This window comes from Ruegeria sp. BB7 (genome assembly GCF_056539365.1).
This window is the reverse complement of sequence record NZ_JBQFUV010000002.1, coordinates 43868-60399: the sequence shown is the minus strand read 5'-3', so window position 1 is coordinate 60399 and position 16532 is coordinate 43868. Positions and strand designations below refer to the sequence as shown.

Sequence of the window (16532 nt, the reverse complement as noted above, 5' to 3'; positions counted from 1 at the left end):
TATCTGATATTCCAGCTTGCCTTATCTGGTGTATCAGATATCTTCTGTCATGCAACACATTTTTTTGGAGACTCCATTTATGACCTTGGAACGACCCAAATCTCTCCGAGAACTTGCCTTGGAGCATTTGAGAAACAGTATCATCGACGGCTCGTTAAAGATGGGTCAGATTCTGTCTGAGCGTAAGATATCGGAGGAGCTTGGTGTCTCCAAATCGCCGGTTCGCGAAGCGTTGGCCCAACTGCGTGATGAAGGGCTCGTTAGTATCGAACCGCAAAAAGGTGCACGCGTATTCTCCCTTTCCGGGTCTGAAGTAACGCAAATCTGCGACTTCAGGCAGGCCATCGAGACCGCCGCATTTGAACTGGCGCTATCAAGGGACCCTGATGGGCTGGCCGACAGTATGGAGAGAATTGTGAAAGACATGGCGCGCGCACGATCCCGCCGCGATGAACGAGAGTACCTGGCTCTGGACACCGCTTTTCACCAATTGATCTTTGAGCACGCCGGGAACGACTATTTGACCGCAAGCTATACGCGCTACATTGGTAAGATCGCCGCATTGCGGACCCATTTATCCAAACTACCGCAGCACACAGAGCTTTCATTCGAAGAACATCAGAAAATCGCGGTCGCGGTGCGTCAAGGTGATATGGCGAAGATTAAATTGCTTCTGGTGGAGCACATTGATCGAACTCGGCAGGCCTATGAAAGTGCTTCGATCGTACTTGAGGGCGCGAAGGCCTCCTAATCAACGCTAACTCGTTTCAAGGGGCAGTCCTGCGAAGGGCTGCCCTTCTTCATGCCGTCCTTAGCTTCACCACAAAGTAATTGACATCTGATATCTCAGATGCCAATTAGAACTTGGGAGGAATACAATGACGTCAGCTTCGATTCTTGATCCGAGGAACGCGCTGCCCCTGATCCGATTGGATGCGGTTAGCAAAAGCTTCGGTGCAAATGTTGTTCTTAATCATTTGGAATTCGAACTGCGCCCAGGTGAAGTGCATGCGCTTTGCGGTGAAAACGGCGCAGGCAAATCCACGTGCTTGGGTCTGCTCTACGGGCTTCATCAACCGTCAGCAGGAAGAATTCTGTGTAACGGCAATGAACGCCGAATTGAAAATCCGTCGCACGCGCAATCGCTTGGCGTCAGTTGCGTGTTTCAAGAACTCAGCCTGGCTGGTGCTCTTTCTGTCGCTGAAAACATCTATGCCGGACGAGCTCCGACCCGTTTGGGTGTCGTTGACTGGCCGGAACTGCGCCGCCGGGCCGAAGCGCTTTTGGCAGAGTTCGGTCTGGACATCGACGTCTCATTGCCCGTCGACAGCCTGCCAATCAGCACCCGCCAGATTGTAGAAATTGCCAAGGCGCTATCCCTGAATTCACGCGTTCTTTTGCTGGATGAGCCGACATCAGCGCTGGCTCCTGACGAAGTGGACGCATTGTTCGACGTACTTCGCGGGCTTACAAAAAAGGGTATCGGCATTGTCTATGTCAGTCACCACATGGACGAGATATTCCAAATTTCCGATCGAATTACCGTTTTGCGGGATGGACGCCATATCAGCACTTTGCCAGTGGCTGACACCTCTCAGGAACAAGTAGTTGCAGAGATGATTGGGGGCGCACATCCAGGTGATGTCAACAGATCAGCCCATGTCAAAGGGAACGATGTCCTTACCGTCAAAGGCCTGACGCACTCAGGTGAATTCGAAGACATCTCATTTTCGATTAAGGCCGGCGAAATAGTCGGCATGGCCGGGCTAATGGGAGCGCGCCGAAGCGAGATTGTCCGCTCAATCGTTGGATTGATGCCGGGAGCCGAGGGGGTTGTCGAGCTGCGCGGGGCGCCCGTGAAGCTCACTTCCCTGCGCCACGCAATGCGCCTTGGCATAGGCTTTGTACCGGAAGAACGAAAGACCGAAGGTCTGTTTCTCGAACAATCGCTCAGCGACAACCTGATCGCCGCAAGTCTTTCTGAACACGCGAGCTTGGGCATCATGTGCAAGGCGTCAATAAAGAAAGCCAGCAACGCTGCCATTGATGCATTTAGCGTCAAAGCCAGTGGGATCACTGATGACGTCGGCGCTCTGTCGGGAGGAAATCAGCAAAAGATCATGCTGGCCAAATGGCTCAAGCGCACACCTGACCTTCTGATCGTGGAAGAACCTACGAAAGGCGTCGATGTGGGCGCGAAATTTCAGATCCACACAGAGCTGCTCCGCCAAGCGGCAGAAGGAATGGCGATTCTGGTGGTGTCTTCCGATTTTCCGGAATTGGTTTCGCTGTCCTCGCGCATTCTTGTCGTTCACGAGGGTCGTCTGATGGGCGACATCGCCGCCGAAGACGCCAGTGAAAGCGTACTTCTACAAATGGCCGCCGGGAACGCCTATCGCTCGGCTGCACAGCCATCCCAACACAAAGGAGTCGCGTCGTGACCATGGTCGCTCAAGCCAACATTTCCGAGAAACGGTCACTTATGCGCCGCGTCCTGCAGGCATTCGTTGACATCCGTGAACTGACGCTGATCGTTTTGATCGCCGCGATCATCATCGTGATGGCCAACGTCAATCCCTATTTCTTCAGCCTCTCGAATTTCCGAGCCGTGGCCGTGGGCATGGCCCCAACAGCAATCATTGTGATCGGCATGGCCATTCTGCTGGCTTCTGGCGGTTTTGATCTGTCGGTTGGTTCGGTCATGGCACTGTCTTCCACGGTTGTTGCAATGTTGCTGCTGACCGGCATGCCGATCCCACTTGCGGTGATCTGCGGCCTGATCCTTGGCTGCGTCGTCGGGGTTGTAAACGGTTTGCTTGTCACGGGACTCGGGATCAACCCATTGATCGCCACACTTGGGACAATGTCGATCGCGCGCGGCATCGCGTTAGTTCTGACCGAGGGTTTCTCAGTCTCCAGTCTGCCCGCATCATTCGGCTGGATTGGCAAGACCGACATTGGCGGCTTTCCTGTGATCGTGTTGCTGACCCTCGTTTTGGTGGTCCTTTTTGACCTGGCAGTGCGCCACACCCGGTTTTTCAGGCAGGTCTACTTCATCGGTGCAAATGAAAAAGCGGCGATGCTTTCAGGCATCCACGTAACACGCGTTCGCATCATCCTTTATGCGCTCACGGGCGTTTTGGCGGCCTTGGCTGGGGTATTACTCGCCTCCCGCTTGATGAGCGGCACGCCAACAGCAGGCAATGGAATCGAACTGCAAGTGCTGGCTGCGGCCGTTATCGGTGGTGCATCGTTGCGCGGAGGCGAAGGCACAATTCTCGGCGCATTCCTTGGCGTCGTGTTCGTTGCCTTGATCAACAACACGATGACCATGCAAGCCGTTTCGATCTACTGGCAAATGATTGTCATCGGTGGCGTGCTCGTCTCAGCCGTCGCATTGGACATGCTGATCCGCAGTAAACGGGGCTGACCTCGATCAAAAGAAACCGAAAACTACTAATCATCCAAAAGGGAGATCACGATGACTGAGATGACTGTAAATCGGCGCAGGCTGCTGACTGCGGGCACTACCGCAGGATTGGCCGCCGCCTTCGGACTACCAATCCTGTCGAAGGAAGCCATGGCACAGGCGGCTGGTAAGGAATATGTTTTTCTCTCCATCGTAACTCAGGTGCCGTTCTGGGTGGATTACCGCAACGCAATGGAAGACCTGGAAGAACTGATGGGTATCAAGGCCACGTTCACCGGTCCGCTGGACTTCGACACAGCAGCACAGGCGCGTCAGCTTGATGAACTGATCGCCCGCCGTCCCGCTGGCATCCTGATCTTCCCAGGCGATCCGGCGACTCTGGCGCCCGGCGTGGAACGCGCAGTCGAAGCCGGCATCCCCATCACTTGCTGTATTGGTGACATTCCCGACAGCCCCAGATCAACGTTCCTGGGCATCAACGGCGTTCAGGCTGGCCGCGTCGGCGGCGAGATGCTGGCCGAAGCCATTGGTGGAAAGGGAAAAGTCATCCTTGGTACATTCCCAGCGCCGTCGACCCTGGAGCGTGTCGAAGGGTACAAACAGATCTTTGCAGAGAAATATCCTGACATTGAGGTGGTTGACGTCGTCAACGACAAAGCCGACCCGTCATACGCTCCGACGGCCTATCTTCAGGCTATCCAGGCCAACCCTGACATTGTTGGCATTGGTGGTACGGACGGCGACAGCGGCAAAGGCGCAGCCATCGCGGTGACCGAAGCAGGTCGCAAGGACATCAAGATCGTCGCGATGGACCGCAACGATGACATGCTGCCCTATATCGAAGACGGCACGATCCACGGTGCGGTAGCTCAAAAATCCTACCTCGAGATCTTCCTCGCCTTCCACATGATGCACTGGCAGAACACGGACGCACTGAAGGTCTTGCCGGATTGGAAGGCCGCCGGGATCAATCCACTGCCAGAACGCGTCGAAACTGGGGTGATGCCGATAACGGCGCAAAACGTCGCCCAATTCAAACACGTCTAATCGTTTTCCCGGCGCAGAAGTTTTGTGCCGGGTCACCGCCCGGGAACCCCTCATGTCTGATCGATGGTCCGTTCTGCAGTTAACAAGAGGCGGATTGGAGCTTGTTATCCTGCCCGGAATTGGTGGCCGTTTGTGGGGCGTTACATTCCAAGAGCAATCGCTGCTTTTTCAGAATCCGGACTTGGTACACTTGCCGGTTGATGAAATTGATCTGGCCGACTTGCCAACACGCTCCCCGCAGTTTGGTTTCCCCCTCTGGGGCGGAGAAAAAACCTGGATAGCTCCGGACACGGCCTGGAAGGATAGTGCCCCGTTTACGGCACTCGACAGTGACCCTTTTCTGGTCACCTCACGAGATGAGGATCATGTCGAATTGACAAGCCAGATCTGTCCTGTCTCGCATCTGTCCGTGGCGCGGCGCATCACCCTGAAGTCAGCCGCTGCGTGGAGCATTGAGCATAGTGTGACCAATCACGGTCACGTTTCCAGGGCAACAGGCATTTGGTCAGTCATGATGATCAATACGCCCGCCACGATCGGGATTACGATGGGCGATCCCGAAATCCATCCCGTTTTCGGGCACTCCGGATCAATGGTTGAACTGACGGCAAACTGCGTCATTGCAGATTGCGCCAAACAACAAGAATTCAAGGTTGGACTTCCTAACCCAGATGGGGAAACGCTTATCAAGATCGGCAAAGCTGGCACCTGGATACTCTGTACAACACACCCGCCAGCACCGAGCGACAGCTTTATGCATCAGTATCCCGTCGAGGTATTCAATTCGGGCGACTATTCCTACTGTGAGGCCGAATGGCACTCGCCAAAATCTGATTTGGCGCGGGATGAGACGCTCAGGTTTCGTCAGGACTTTGAAATTTGGCCAAACAGCAATCCACCAATTCTTGGCTCGAATAGGGAGTTACTATCATGCATGTCCTGATTACAGGTGCAGGTGGGCATCTGGGTCGAAAACTCTTCGACGTGTTGGAGGGGGATCCTGACTACAAAGTGTCAGGGATCGACATTCGCCCGGTTGATCACCCGGATATTCATATCGCGGATCTGTCTGGTGACCCTATCTGGATCAAACTTCTGGAAGGAGTGGATGTGATCGTCCATCTGGCCGGAGACCGTGAGCCTGCCGCAAGCTGGTCATCAGCGATCAAGCACAACATGGACGCGACGCTGTTGCTCTACCATCATGCCGTGGCGATGGGCGTTAAACGTGTGGTTCTCGCCAGTTCGAACTGGGTTCAAGGAGACAAGCGTTTCACTGCTGATGAGTTAAATAGCGACACGCCTCCAGGGCCAGTGAATGCCTACGGCATGTCAAAGCTGTTTTGCGAGCGGACCGGAGCTTACTTTGCGCAGCATCATGGGCTTTCGGTCATCTGTCTGCGTATCGGCTGGACCCAATGGACCCATGACAACAAGCCTGGACCGCATATGGCGATGGGCCGTTGGGGTCAGGAGATGTGGCTGAGCGATCGGGATTTCCTAAACGGCATGCGCGCAGCGATAGACGCAAAGGACGTTGCGTTTGCCGCCCTAAATCTTATGTCAGACAACCCAGGCATGCGTTGGGATATCGCCGAAACAAAACGGAAAATCGGGTACGATCCGCAAGACGGAAGCCCCGCGAAAATGACATCCACCATCGCAATGAGAACCTCAATCAAAAGGCTATTCTCATTTCACATCGTTAAGTTTTTTGAGAAGCGGTTTCCGCACTGGTGAAAGTCCTGGTTGCTCCAGTTGACGTGTCCACTATGTTGATGAAATCCGAGGGCGCTCGCAGACCGAAAATGCGCGCAGCCTACCAAGGTTCCGATGTCGGAAGTCTCTACCCTGTCTGGCAGCGCAAACGTTCCGTTTCACCTGAGGCATTACTGCGTTGCGGACAGAGAGACATTTCTACTTGGTTGCAACACATAGCAGGTCATCCAAATGGATTTCGTGCCAATATTCTTGGCAAGGAACGCTCTGGAAATAGCATTCGGAAGGAAAATCAACGACTGCTTGCGAGGTATTGGCGGCATCGCAGCGATCTGGTTGCTGCTGTCGCGAAGAGTTTCTGCGCGAGCAAAAGCTGCGCCTGCAAAAGTCGGCTGTATCCCGAAACTGTTAAGTCGACTACCTCCAAATTTTGCACTCGCGGCGAAAGTCAGGTTTGAAAGGCCGCACCGCGACATTTGTGCTGTACGCTGGACGGCAGCTTAGGGCCGAAACTGCAGTTAGATGTGAGATTTTTGTTGGGGGCCGTAGCTACATTTCAATCCGCCTGGGAAGTATAGCAACTCATTCAGGCGGCTCTACATTCTGGGTTTCTGGTCGCTGATCCGTGCTACAAGAACACAACCAAATGCCCCACCCTGGAAAACCGGTGCTACAACCAGTGCTACAAATTCTAAAGACACCGCAAAACTCCATAAAAATAAGGAGTTTCAGAATGAATCCGTCCAGTCCATCATGGGTGCTACGCTTAAACGCGCTGCTTTTTGTGCGTTATTTTTCAAAGCGTTCGCTCCAAATACCTAAATGTGCGGCGCGGCATGATCCTTTGGGTTTCCTGCCGCGCGGCCAAGAGGGTTCGATTCGAGTGTGCTACGGTGTATCACATCCGAAGGATGCGAACAGTGGCGTGAGTACAGAGGCATCATTCACCCTGCACCCATATTGTTTTTCGTATTACAATTTCGGGAATTCCGCACCCTCAGTCACCTTGATGCAACATCCAAAACGTAAATGAAACATCTAAAGTGTAGATTTTCTTTACATGAGAAATTTCGTCGCCAAACGCTTATTCCATTGTTTTAAAACAACAATATAAAATGATTAGGCTAATCCTAATATTTGATGAGGAAGTCAATTCTTAAGACGACCGCACGGCCCGTATATACCCGGCAGTGACTTCGCGGCGCTTAGGGAGGCGAGTTTGGCCGATACAGAACAAATCGCGATTGACGTGCGGGATGCGGTTAAACGCTATGGCGACTTCACCGCACTAAAAAAGATCTCTCTGTCAATCATGGACAATGAGTTCTTCACGCTGCTGGGCCCGTCCGGTTGCGGAAAGACAACCCTGTTGCGCATGATCGCCGGGTTCGAAGATGTGACCGAAGGCGCAATTTTCCTCTTCGGTGATGAGATCGAGAACCTGCCGCCGAACAAACGCCCGGTGAACACGGTTTTCCAAAACTACGCCCTGTTTCCGCATATGACCATTCTCGAAAATGTGGCGTTCGGGCTGGAAATGCGTGGGACATCGAAATCCGAGGCGCTTAAGAAAGCAGGCGAGATGTTGGAACTGGTGCAACTCAGCCAGTTTTCGGCACGCAAACCAAGCCAACTTTCGGGTGGGCAGCAACAGCGTGTGGCATTGGCCCGCGCGTTGGCGCCACAGCCGAAGGTTCTGCTTTTGGACGAGCCTCTTTCAGCGCTGGATCTGAAGCTGCGCAAGGCGATGCAGCTGGAACTTAAGCAATTGCAGCGCGAAACCGGGATCACCTTCATCTTCGTCACCCACGATCAGGAAGAGGCGCTGACCATGTCCGACCGTATTGCGGTGATGTCGGCAGGTGAAATGCAACAGCTTGGAACGCCGACCGACATTTACGAGCGCCCGCACAATATGTTCGTGGCCGATTTCATCGGTGAGACCAACTTGCTGGAGGTCTCGGTCGACGGCATCGAAAACGGCCGCGCAACGTGCCACCTTGGAGGCGGGCACGAGTTGACTTGCAACGCAGTCGACGGGATAGGCATTGGGTCCAAGGTCCATATGTCGATCCGGCCAGAACGCCTGTATATGTCCTCGGAACCTGTTGAATCCGAAGGGTTGCACGGGCGGGTCAAAGACAACATCTTTGTCGGCACCGACATCACCACCATTGTGCATCTGGATGAAGGGCCGGATTTTATCGTCCGCACCTCGAACTCAGATCGCGGTAACAAGCGCATCTTTGAGCCGGGCACTGAGATGTTCGTCAACATGGAGCTGGGGGCCGCGCGCCTCCTGGCAGACTGATGGCGGCGGGTGCGGCAAGCGGCGGCAGCGCAACGACCGATACCTACAAAGAAGCTCGCACGTGGTTACTTTTACCCGCCTGGGTCACGCTGGCCATTCTGGTGCTGGCGCCGGTGATCATGATGCTGATCTACTCTTTCCTGACGAAAGAGTTCCGTGGCGGTGTGATTTGGGAGTTCTCTCTGGCCGCTTACGATCAGTTCTTCTTTGATCGTGGCTTGTTCGGGGACGAGCCGCCCAAGATTGAATGGACCTACATCACGATCTTTTGGCGCTCGATCTGGCAGGCCGCTGCAGCAACGCTCCTTAGCTTGGTGATCGGGTTTCCAACGGCCTATTTCATCGCGACCCGGTCAGAAAACATGCGCCCTGTCTGGGTGTTCCTGATCACCATCCCCTATTGGGTCAACCTGCTGATCCGCACCGTATCGATGAAGTTCCTGCTGCGGGATCAGGGGCCGCTGAACGATTTTTTGATGAATATCGGTCTGATTGACAGCCCCCTGCACATCGTGAACACGAATTTCGCGGTGCAACTGGGCCTGTTCTATTCCTACCTGCCCTTCATGGTTCTGCCGATCTATGCAGCGGTGGAACGCTACAACTTCGCCCTCTCCGAAGCGGCGGCTGACCTCTACGCGTCGAAGTGGACGACATTGCGGCGGGTCCTGTTGCCGGCGGTCAAACCGGGCGTGTTTGCGGGCTGTATTCTGGTCTTTGTTCCCTCGATGGGGTCGTTCCTTGCGCCGGACCTATTGGGTGGGGCCAAAAACTTCATGATCGGTTCGCTGATCGAAGAACAGTTCAAGGGCAATGCTGGTAACTGGCCGTTTGGCGCAGCAGCGTCGATGATCCTGCTGAGCATGGTGCTGATCATTCTGATGTTCTCGGCACGGCAACAGGCCAAAGCCGACAAGGCGGGGGGCTGACCGATGGCAAGCAAGCAATTCGACATCAAGTCCTACACCGGCTTTAAGGGGATCACCCTGCTGTGTCTGGTCATCCTCTATGCGCCGCTGATCGTGGTGACGATCTACAGCTTCAACGCCTCGCAATCGCTGACCAACTGGGAGGGCGTGTCCCTGCGCTGGTATGCGGATGTGTTTACCGGCCCGGAAAGCGGCAAGTTCAAAACGGCGGCCAAGAACAGCTTTGTCATCGCCATCATCGCTGCAATAACTGCTACGGCCATTGCCACGCTGGCGGCGACGGGCATGGTGCGCGGCGGCAAGTTCCGCTTTCGCACGCTGTCCTTCGGGCTGATCAGCCTGCCGCTGATGGTACCCGAGATCGTTCTGGCGGTTGCGACCCTGATCTTCTTTAACTCGGTCGGGTTCGAACGCGGGCTTCTGACGATCCTGTTGGCCCATATCGCGTTCTGTATCCCCTTCGCCTACCTGCCAATTTCTGCACGGATGCAAGGGATTGAAGATAGCTATGAACAGGCCGCGCTGGACCTATATGCCACGAAACGACAGGCATTCACCAAGATCCTGCTACCTTTGATGATGCCCGGCATTATCTCGGGCTTCCTGCTGGCTTTCATTGTCAGCCTGGACGACTTCATCATCACCAATTTCGTCAAAGGCGCAGGTGTTGAGACCTTGCCAACCGCGATCTTTGGCTCGGTCAAGCAGGGGATCAAACCAAATATCATGGCGATTTCGACCATGTTGCTGAGTGTGTCCATCATCATGGTCACGATCAGTTATTTCGTCAGCAAGTCTGACAACACAAAATAGCCAACAGATGGAGAAACACATGAAACATATGATGAAAAGCGGCGTCGCCGCACTTGCCCTGACCATCGGCGCCAATGCCGCCGCTGCCGAAGGCGAACTGGTTCTGTACCACTGGTTCGAATACATGCCGCAGGAACTGCTGGATAAATTCACCGAAGAAACCGGCATCAACGTGACTATGGACACTTACGACTCGAACGAGTCGATGCTGGCATCCCTCAAGGCGGGCGGCATCGGCACCTATGATGTTTCCGTACCCGGTGACTACATGGTTTCGATCATGGCGGGTGAAGGCATGCTGGACACGATTGCCGACGGTGAGCTGAAGAACAAGGGCAACATCGCCGCGGAGTGGGCTGACCCAAGTTTCGATCCCGGTCGCCAGTCCTCGATCCCGTATCAGTGGGGCTCAACCAGCTTTGCAGTCAGCCGCGACGCCTATGAAGGTGACATTCAGACCACGGACATCCTGTTCAACCCCCCAGCCGAGTTGCAGGGCCGCATCAACATGCTGGACAGCCAGGGCGAAGTGATGGCCATGGCCGCGTTGCATATGGGCATCCCGCAATGTTCGACTGATCGCGATCAACTGAAGGCGCTGAATGCCATGCTGCAAGAGGCCAAACAGCATTGGGCCTCGTTCAACTCGGACACCGCAAAAGAGGTGCTGGTTTCGGGCGACGCGGCCGTTGGTCAGATCTATGATGGTTTCGCCGCCAAGGCACGTGAAGAAGGCGCCAACGTGGAATACGCCTATCCGACGCAAGGCTATATCGCGTGGATGGACAACGTTGTTTTGTTGAAAGATGCGCCCAACCGTGAAAACGCGCTGATCTTCATGGATTTCCTATTGGAGCCTGAAAATATCGCCGCCGTGACCAACTTTGCACAGTACAATGCAGGTATTAACGGCGTGGAAAGCTTCTTGGACCCGGCGCTGGCTGCCCAGCCTGAAAAGAACCCTCACGCGGATGCAGGCCCCGGTGTCTTTATCGAGGTCTGCTCGGAAGAAGTTCAATCGGTTTACGATCAAATCTGGACCAACCTGAAGAAATGATCCTAATCTTCTGAGCGGCAGCTCTCCGCGTCAGTATCACCTGTCTCGGGGGGCTGTTTTCATTCATGGCCGCAGTGGCCGAATGGAAGGAGACTGTAAAATGCAAAAGCCAATTCGCCTGCTAGCTGACGGTAACCCCGAGACCGGCTTTGGTCCATCCTCACTGGTGGCGGAAAATGATTTCACCACCGATGACAAGACCGAAACCATCAGCAGTTTTTTCGAAAGCCGCGATGAGAAAATATCGGTCGGTGTCTGGGAATGCGCCCCTTGCCGCGAGGTGATCGCAGCTTATCCAGTGGATGAGATGATGACGGTGCTCTCGGGTTCAGTCACGCTGACTGACGCGGACGGCTCGGCGCAGACATTCACGGGTGGAGACACGTTTTTCATTGCCAAAGGCACGCCTTGCACCTGGGAAATCACCCAGACTCTGCGCAAGTTCTATATGATTGCAGCATGACTGGCACGCGGTGCGGGCTATTTCGCGCCGCGTAGATTTCTGAACACTGCCAAGGTGGCAATGCCCAGAAACATAACCTCCATCACGATGGCGCTCGGATTGGGGCGATAGATCAGGGATAGCATAACCAGCGATCCCCCTGCGATGTTCCACGCATTGAACGCGATCTTGTCCGCAGGAAGGATATTGCGGGTCGCCAGATAGTAGACGCAGATGATGATCGCCGAACCCAGAATGCCGAGGCCATCAACGAAAGTTAGGTCTTGAAGCAGATTCATAATCGGTCAGTTGCTGATGTCATCGAGGATACGGTCCATCATCGCATCACAGGCGCTGAGTTGTCCGATCTCCAAGTATTCATCCGGCTTATGGCCCTGCCCCTCCATCGATCCCGGTCCGCAGACGACTGTGGGTATGCCCAATTCGCTAAAGAACCCGGCCTCGGTGCCAAAGGCGACCTTGGTGGTTGCGTTGCTCTGCGCCAGTTTCTGTGCATAGCCGATCACTGCATCGGTTTCAGCGACATTAAGGCCGGGATATGCGTTATATTGTTCAACCTCGACACGCGTTTCTGCACAAATGTCTTGATACCTCGCGCCTACCCTGCCCGCCGCATCCTGTATCTGGCGCAGGATGTCCCTACCGTGATCCGACGCAAGATGGCGGTACTCAAAGGTCAGCTCAGCCCGGTCTGGCACGATGTTCAACGCCTTGCCACCCGACATTATTCCCACATGGAAGGTTGTATACGGCACCGAATAGGCCGGGTCACAGTTGCCGGTTTCGGCATAAGTCTTTTGTAGGCTACGCAATTCCTGAACGAAATCGGTGGCTAGATGAAGTGCGTTTACGAATTTCGGAGCCAACGCGGAATGCCCGCTTTGCCCATGACACACGGCGCGCAACGCAGCCTTTCCCTTGTGCCCGATAGCCACCTGCATTTCGGTGGGCTCGCCCACGAAACAGGCCCGAGGTTGTCCAAGCATTGGGGCCAATCGGTCCAGCATGTGCTGAATTCCGACACAACCTACCTCTTCATCATAGGACAGAGCGATCTTAAGCGGCTCACGCAAGTTCGCAGCGGATGCCCTATCGGCCAACGCCATCACTGAGGCCACATACCCTTTCATATCGGTCGTACCGCGCCCGTACACGCGGTTGCCTTCACGGGTTAGGCGAAAGGGATCTTTAGTCCAGCTTTGGCCTTCAACCGGCACAACATCGGTGTGCGCAGATAGCAGAACTCCGTCGCCGTCCGGCCCCTTTTCTGCAAAGAGACCGGTCTTTTCACCACCAGGATCAGTAATGCGGTGAACGGCGAAACCGCGTGCTTCCAGAAACTCTTCTACATATCCCGCCAAGTCCAGATTGGAGTTCTTGCTGACGGTATCAAAGCCAATCAGCTTTTCCAGAATATCCAGAGTTTCTGTCATTCGAATTGAGCCTGCTTTACCGCTTAGTCGAGTGCGCATCCACGCTTGGCAACCAGCCTACACGACATACGAAAAACATAAATCCGAGAATGGCGAAGCACAGGTTAGGAGAAGCCGAAGCTGCCTTAATCTTGCGCCTCAGCATATAATCCGGGCAACGTGCCTGACGTCACCGCTTGTTCGCAGTGCTCGACAAATGCCTTCTTTGTGTTTGTTTCATTTTCACTCCGCGCGCTGAGCAAGCCCAGTTTCATCGGCCTGAGATCACCCGCCAACGGCACAAAGATCAGTTTCTTACCATCGGGCGATAACGCGTTGATCGGCCGAATATTCGCAATTGAAAATCCGAACCCGTTGGCGACCAGAGAACGCATGACCGACATATCTGCCGTACGCTCAGCGATGTTCGGCTTGATATTCGCTTCGCGGAAGAAGGACAGGAAATACTCGCCGCTGAAGGGCAGATCCAACAACACCATCGGATTGTCCTGAAGATCAGAGATCGCAAGCTCGGACCGATCAGCCAGCGGATGATCCTGCCCCAAAACGACGTAAGGTGGCAGCGGGTGCAGAGGCCGAAAGTTGAGGTCCGCCGGAATATCCAGATCATAGGTCAAGGCAATGTCCAGCTCTGCACGCCGCAGTTGACTAAAGATATCGGCCTGATTGAGTTCCCTTTGTTCAATACGTACTTCAGGATAGATGTCCTCGAACTCTCGCCGCAGCCCGGGCAAGATGATCTGCGCAAAGGTCACCAAACAGCCCACCGACAGCACACCTTGAACCTTGCCGGTGATTTCCCCTGCAAGCGTGGCCAACAACTCGGCCTCACGCAGCACGAACTCGGTACGTTCCATGAATTTGTGTCCGGCTTTAGTCAACGACAAACCGCGGGCATGTTCGCGTACAAAGAGACTGACCCCAAACTCGACCTCAAGCTGGGTGATCGCTGCCGATATCGAAGGCGATGAGACGTTCAGCTTATCGCTGGCGGCAGCGATGCTGCCAGCCTTTCCGACGGCCACAAAATACTCAAGCTGCCGCAGCGTGTATCTGAAAGGCAAAGGCGCATCTCCGCTTGGTAGTGGATCAAGCCTTGTACTTAATCCACGTGGTCTTCAAAGCAGTATACTTTTCAAGCGAGTGCAATGACAAATCGCGCCCAAAGCCTGACTGCTTCATGCCGCCAAACGGAGTCTGGGCTGATAGCGCATCCACAGTGTTAACCGAAACGGTTCCGACCATCAGCTTGTCCGAAACCCGACATGCACGGGACAGGTTGTCAGTCCAGACCGACGCAGCGAGCCCGTAGATCGAGTCGTTCGCCATACGCACCGCCTCCTCTTCAGTGTCGAAGGGAATAACCGACAGCACAGGGCCAAAGATCTCGTCCCGCGCCAAGGGGTTGTCGTGCGCCACATCGTCAAAGATGGTCGGTTGAACAAAGCAACCCTTGCCGTCCACTGTAACGCGTTCACCGCCAGTCACCAGATTAGCTGACTTCTTGCCCGCTTCGACAAAGCGCATGATGCCCTGCGTCTGCTTCTCATCGACAATGGCCCCCATCTTCGAGGCCGGATCCAGCGGATCGCCCGGTTGGGTCCCCTGCGCACGGGCGATCAGTTTTTCAACAAACGCATCTTTAATCGAACGCTCCACATACAGCCGCGAATTGGCCGAGCAGACCTCGCCCTGATTGAAGAAAATGCCGAACGCGGCCATGTCGGCGGCTGCATCCAAATCTTCGCAATCGGCAAAGACCAGATTGGGGCTTTTGCCGCCGGTTTCCGGCCAGACCTGTTTCAGGTTCGACTGCCCGGAATACTGCATGAACATCTTGCCAATGGCGGTCGAGCCCGTGAACGCCAGACAATCCACGTCCATGTGCAAACCCAATGCCTGACCAGCGGTAGCGCCGAAGCCCGGTACAACGTTGAAAACACCGTCCGGGACACCAGCCTCAGCCGCTAGTTCCGCCAAACGCAAAGCCGACAAGGGTGACTGTTCCGCCGGCTTCAAAACGACCGAGTTTCCAGCGGCCAAGGCAGCCGCCGCTTTCCAGGTTGCCATGTCCAACGGGAAGTTCCACGGCGTGACCGCACCGACGACACCCAAGGGCACGCGGCTGACCAGCGCCAGATCTCCAGGGCCGGTCGGGGCGACCTCGTCATACACCTTGTCGATGGCCTCGGCATACCATTGGAAGAAATGCGCCGAACCCGGCGCGTCGATGGTGACGGCATCCGTCACCAGTTTGCCCATGTCGAGACTGTCCAACAGCGCCATTTCTTCGAGGTTCTCGCGGATCAGATCGGCCAGTTTCAGCATCACCGCCTTGCGATCCCCCGGCGCCATGCGCGACCAGCGGCCGTCTTCGAACGCGGCACGACCTGCGGCGACGGCGCGGTTGATGTCTTCCTCATCGCATTCGGCAACCGGGGTCAGAACCGTTCCGGTGGCAGGGTTGATACTGTCAAAAGTCTTGCCCGATACTGCATCGACGAACTTGCCGTCAATAAAAGCCTGCCCGCGAAACGACAGACCCGCAGCACGGCTTTTCCAGTCATCGTGTGAATAGTCCAACATATTGTCTCTCCCTGATTATTCGTCGCCGGGAACGCCGTAGGATGGCGCCTCGCGCGGGTCGAGCGCACGCTGGATATAGGCGTCCAGTTGGGGTTTATAGACGTCCCAGGCGGTTGCGATGGCCTCGATGGGGCAATCCTCGGTCCAGTCGCAACGCAGATCGGCAACCGGCCAGCTTACCTTGTCGACGATCTTCATACCGGCCGAATGCACCGTCCCTGCCTCGCCGCCTGCGGCCAGACCGGCCCGCATCGCGGCAATCAGTCGGTCACCAATATGGCCCGAGGCGGACAGAAACCCGTCGACGATTGCTTGCGGGATACCTTCATTGTCCAGAAGGTTCCCGCCCGAGGCGACATTCTCGGCCTGCGCCTGTGTCCAGATACCAAGCGAATTGGGACCGGAATGGATTGCCGTTCGACCGGCGGTATCCACCGCCAGAACCTGACGGTATTCGATGAAATTCGCGCGGGCCTTCATCCCTTCAATGGCCTCAGGCGCGGTATTGCCCTGCTCCATCAGGTCCAACGTCAGCGGCCCTAGGCTTGGGTCAGTCACGTTTTGCGAGGCGACCGCCCCTACACCGGCGCGAGCAAACGAGCAGCGCGCAGCCACCGCAGGCGATGAGGATGAAATTGCCAGACCGAACATGCCGGTATCAGCGCAACGAGCAACCAAGGAAAATGTCATTCGGGCCTCCTTAAAGACAAAGACCGGGTCGCGCGGGGTGAGAGCGTTTTAGCG

General features: G+C 55.2%; 16 protein-coding genes. 11 read left to right on the top strand and 5 right to left on the bottom strand.

Annotated features, from left to right (window positions below; genetic code table 11):
• Nucleotides 1-79: 79 nt before the first annotated feature.
• The 11 genes from ACR0D7_RS05345 to ACR0D7_RS05295 all read left to right on the top strand — a co-directional run bounded on the left by ACR0D7_RS05345 (nucleotide 80) and on the right by ACR0D7_RS05295 (nucleotide 11769).
• Complete coding sequence (locus tag ACR0D7_RS05345; RefSeq protein WP_480678059.1) at nucleotides 80-751, top strand: GntR family transcriptional regulator; 672 nt, start codon at nucleotides 80-82, stop codon at nucleotides 749-751.
• A 127-nt stretch (nucleotides 752-878) separates the two neighbouring features.
• Nucleotides 879-2441 carry a sugar ABC transporter ATP-binding protein gene (locus ACR0D7_RS05340; RefSeq protein ID WP_480678058.1) on the top strand — a complete coding sequence of 521 codons (1563 nt, stop codon included), beginning with the start codon at nucleotides 879-881 and terminating at the stop codon, nucleotides 2439-2441.
• A 2-nt stretch (nucleotides 2442-2443) separates the two neighbouring features.
• Complete coding sequence (locus tag ACR0D7_RS05335; protein WP_480678532.1) at nucleotides 2444-3430, top strand: ABC transporter permease; 987 nt, start codon at nucleotides 2444-2446, stop codon at nucleotides 3428-3430.
• 51 nt (nucleotides 3431-3481) lie between these two features.
• A complete protein-coding gene (locus ACR0D7_RS05330) occupies nucleotides 3482-4477 on the top strand; it encodes a substrate-binding domain-containing protein (RefSeq protein WP_058275445.1) in 996 nt (331 codons plus the stop codon).
• A 94-nt stretch (nucleotides 4478-4571) separates the two neighbouring features.
• The gene (locus ACR0D7_RS05325) at nucleotides 4572-5420 is read left to right on the top strand and encodes a hypothetical protein (protein WP_480678057.1); all 849 of its coding nucleotides are present in this window, start codon (nucleotides 4572-4574) and stop codon (nucleotides 5418-5420) included.
• Nucleotides 5408-6217: an NAD-dependent epimerase/dehydratase family protein gene (locus tag ACR0D7_RS05320; RefSeq protein WP_480678056.1), complete on the top strand. Its 810-nt coding sequence runs from the start codon at nucleotides 5408-5410 to the stop codon at nucleotides 6215-6217. Before ACR0D7_RS05325 ends, ACR0D7_RS05320 begins: the two co-directional genes overlap by 13 nt.
• A 1198-nt stretch (nucleotides 6218-7415) precedes the next feature.
• Nucleotides 7416-8507, top strand: a complete 1092-nt coding sequence (locus ACR0D7_RS05315) for an ABC transporter ATP-binding protein (protein WP_480678055.1) — start codon at nucleotides 7416-7418, stop codon at nucleotides 8505-8507.
• Nucleotides 8507-9436, top strand: a complete 930-nt coding sequence (locus ACR0D7_RS05310) for an ABC transporter permease (protein WP_170382624.1) — start codon at nucleotides 8507-8509, stop codon at nucleotides 9434-9436. Before ACR0D7_RS05315 ends, ACR0D7_RS05310 begins: the two co-directional genes overlap by 1 nt.
• A 3-nt stretch (nucleotides 9437-9439) precedes the next feature.
• Complete coding sequence (locus tag ACR0D7_RS05305) at nucleotides 9440-10249, top strand: ABC transporter permease (RefSeq protein ID WP_480678054.1); 810 nt, start codon at nucleotides 9440-9442, stop codon at nucleotides 10247-10249.
• A 19-nt stretch (nucleotides 10250-10268) separates the two neighbouring features.
• Complete coding sequence (locus ACR0D7_RS05300; RefSeq protein ID WP_480678053.1) at nucleotides 10269-11306, top strand: extracellular solute-binding protein; 1038 nt, start codon at nucleotides 10269-10271, stop codon at nucleotides 11304-11306.
• A 100-nt stretch (nucleotides 11307-11406) separates the two neighbouring features.
• Entirely contained in the window at nucleotides 11407-11769 is a 363-nt protein-coding gene (locus tag ACR0D7_RS05295) for a cupin domain-containing protein (RefSeq protein WP_480678052.1), read from the top strand.
• Nucleotides 11770-11786: 17 nt separating this feature from the next.
• Here ACR0D7_RS05295 and ACR0D7_RS05290 read toward each other — a convergent pair whose 3' ends face one another.
• The 5 genes from ACR0D7_RS05290 to ACR0D7_RS05270 all read right to left on the bottom strand — a co-directional run bounded on the left by ACR0D7_RS05290 (nucleotide 11787) and on the right by ACR0D7_RS05270 (nucleotide 16478).
• The gene (locus tag ACR0D7_RS05290; RefSeq protein WP_480678051.1) at nucleotides 11787-12047 is read right to left on the bottom strand and encodes a CBU_0592 family membrane protein; all 261 of its coding nucleotides are present in this window, start codon (nucleotides 12045-12047) and stop codon (nucleotides 11787-11789) included.
• Nucleotides 12048-12053: 6 nt separating this feature from the next.
• Nucleotides 12054-13202 (bottom strand): acetylornithine deacetylase, encoded by a 1149-nt coding sequence (argE, locus tag ACR0D7_RS05285; RefSeq protein ID WP_480678050.1) that lies wholly within the window; start codon nucleotides 13200-13202, stop codon nucleotides 12054-12056.
• Between the two features lie 125 nt (nucleotides 13203-13327).
• Nucleotides 13328-14266, bottom strand: coding sequence for a LysR substrate-binding domain-containing protein (locus ACR0D7_RS05280; protein WP_480678049.1), 939 nt, complete (start codon nucleotides 14264-14266; stop codon nucleotides 13328-13330).
• 25 nt (nucleotides 14267-14291) lie between these two features.
• Complete coding sequence (locus tag ACR0D7_RS05275) at nucleotides 14292-15788, bottom strand: aldehyde dehydrogenase (RefSeq protein ID WP_480678048.1); 1497 nt, start codon at nucleotides 15786-15788, stop codon at nucleotides 14292-14294.
• A gap of 15 nt (nucleotides 15789-15803) precedes the next feature.
• Nucleotides 15804-16478 (bottom strand): DUF1028 domain-containing protein, encoded by a 675-nt coding sequence (locus ACR0D7_RS05270; protein ID WP_480678047.1) that lies wholly within the window; start codon nucleotides 16476-16478, stop codon nucleotides 15804-15806.
• Between the last annotated feature and the right edge of the window lie 54 nt (nucleotides 16479-16532).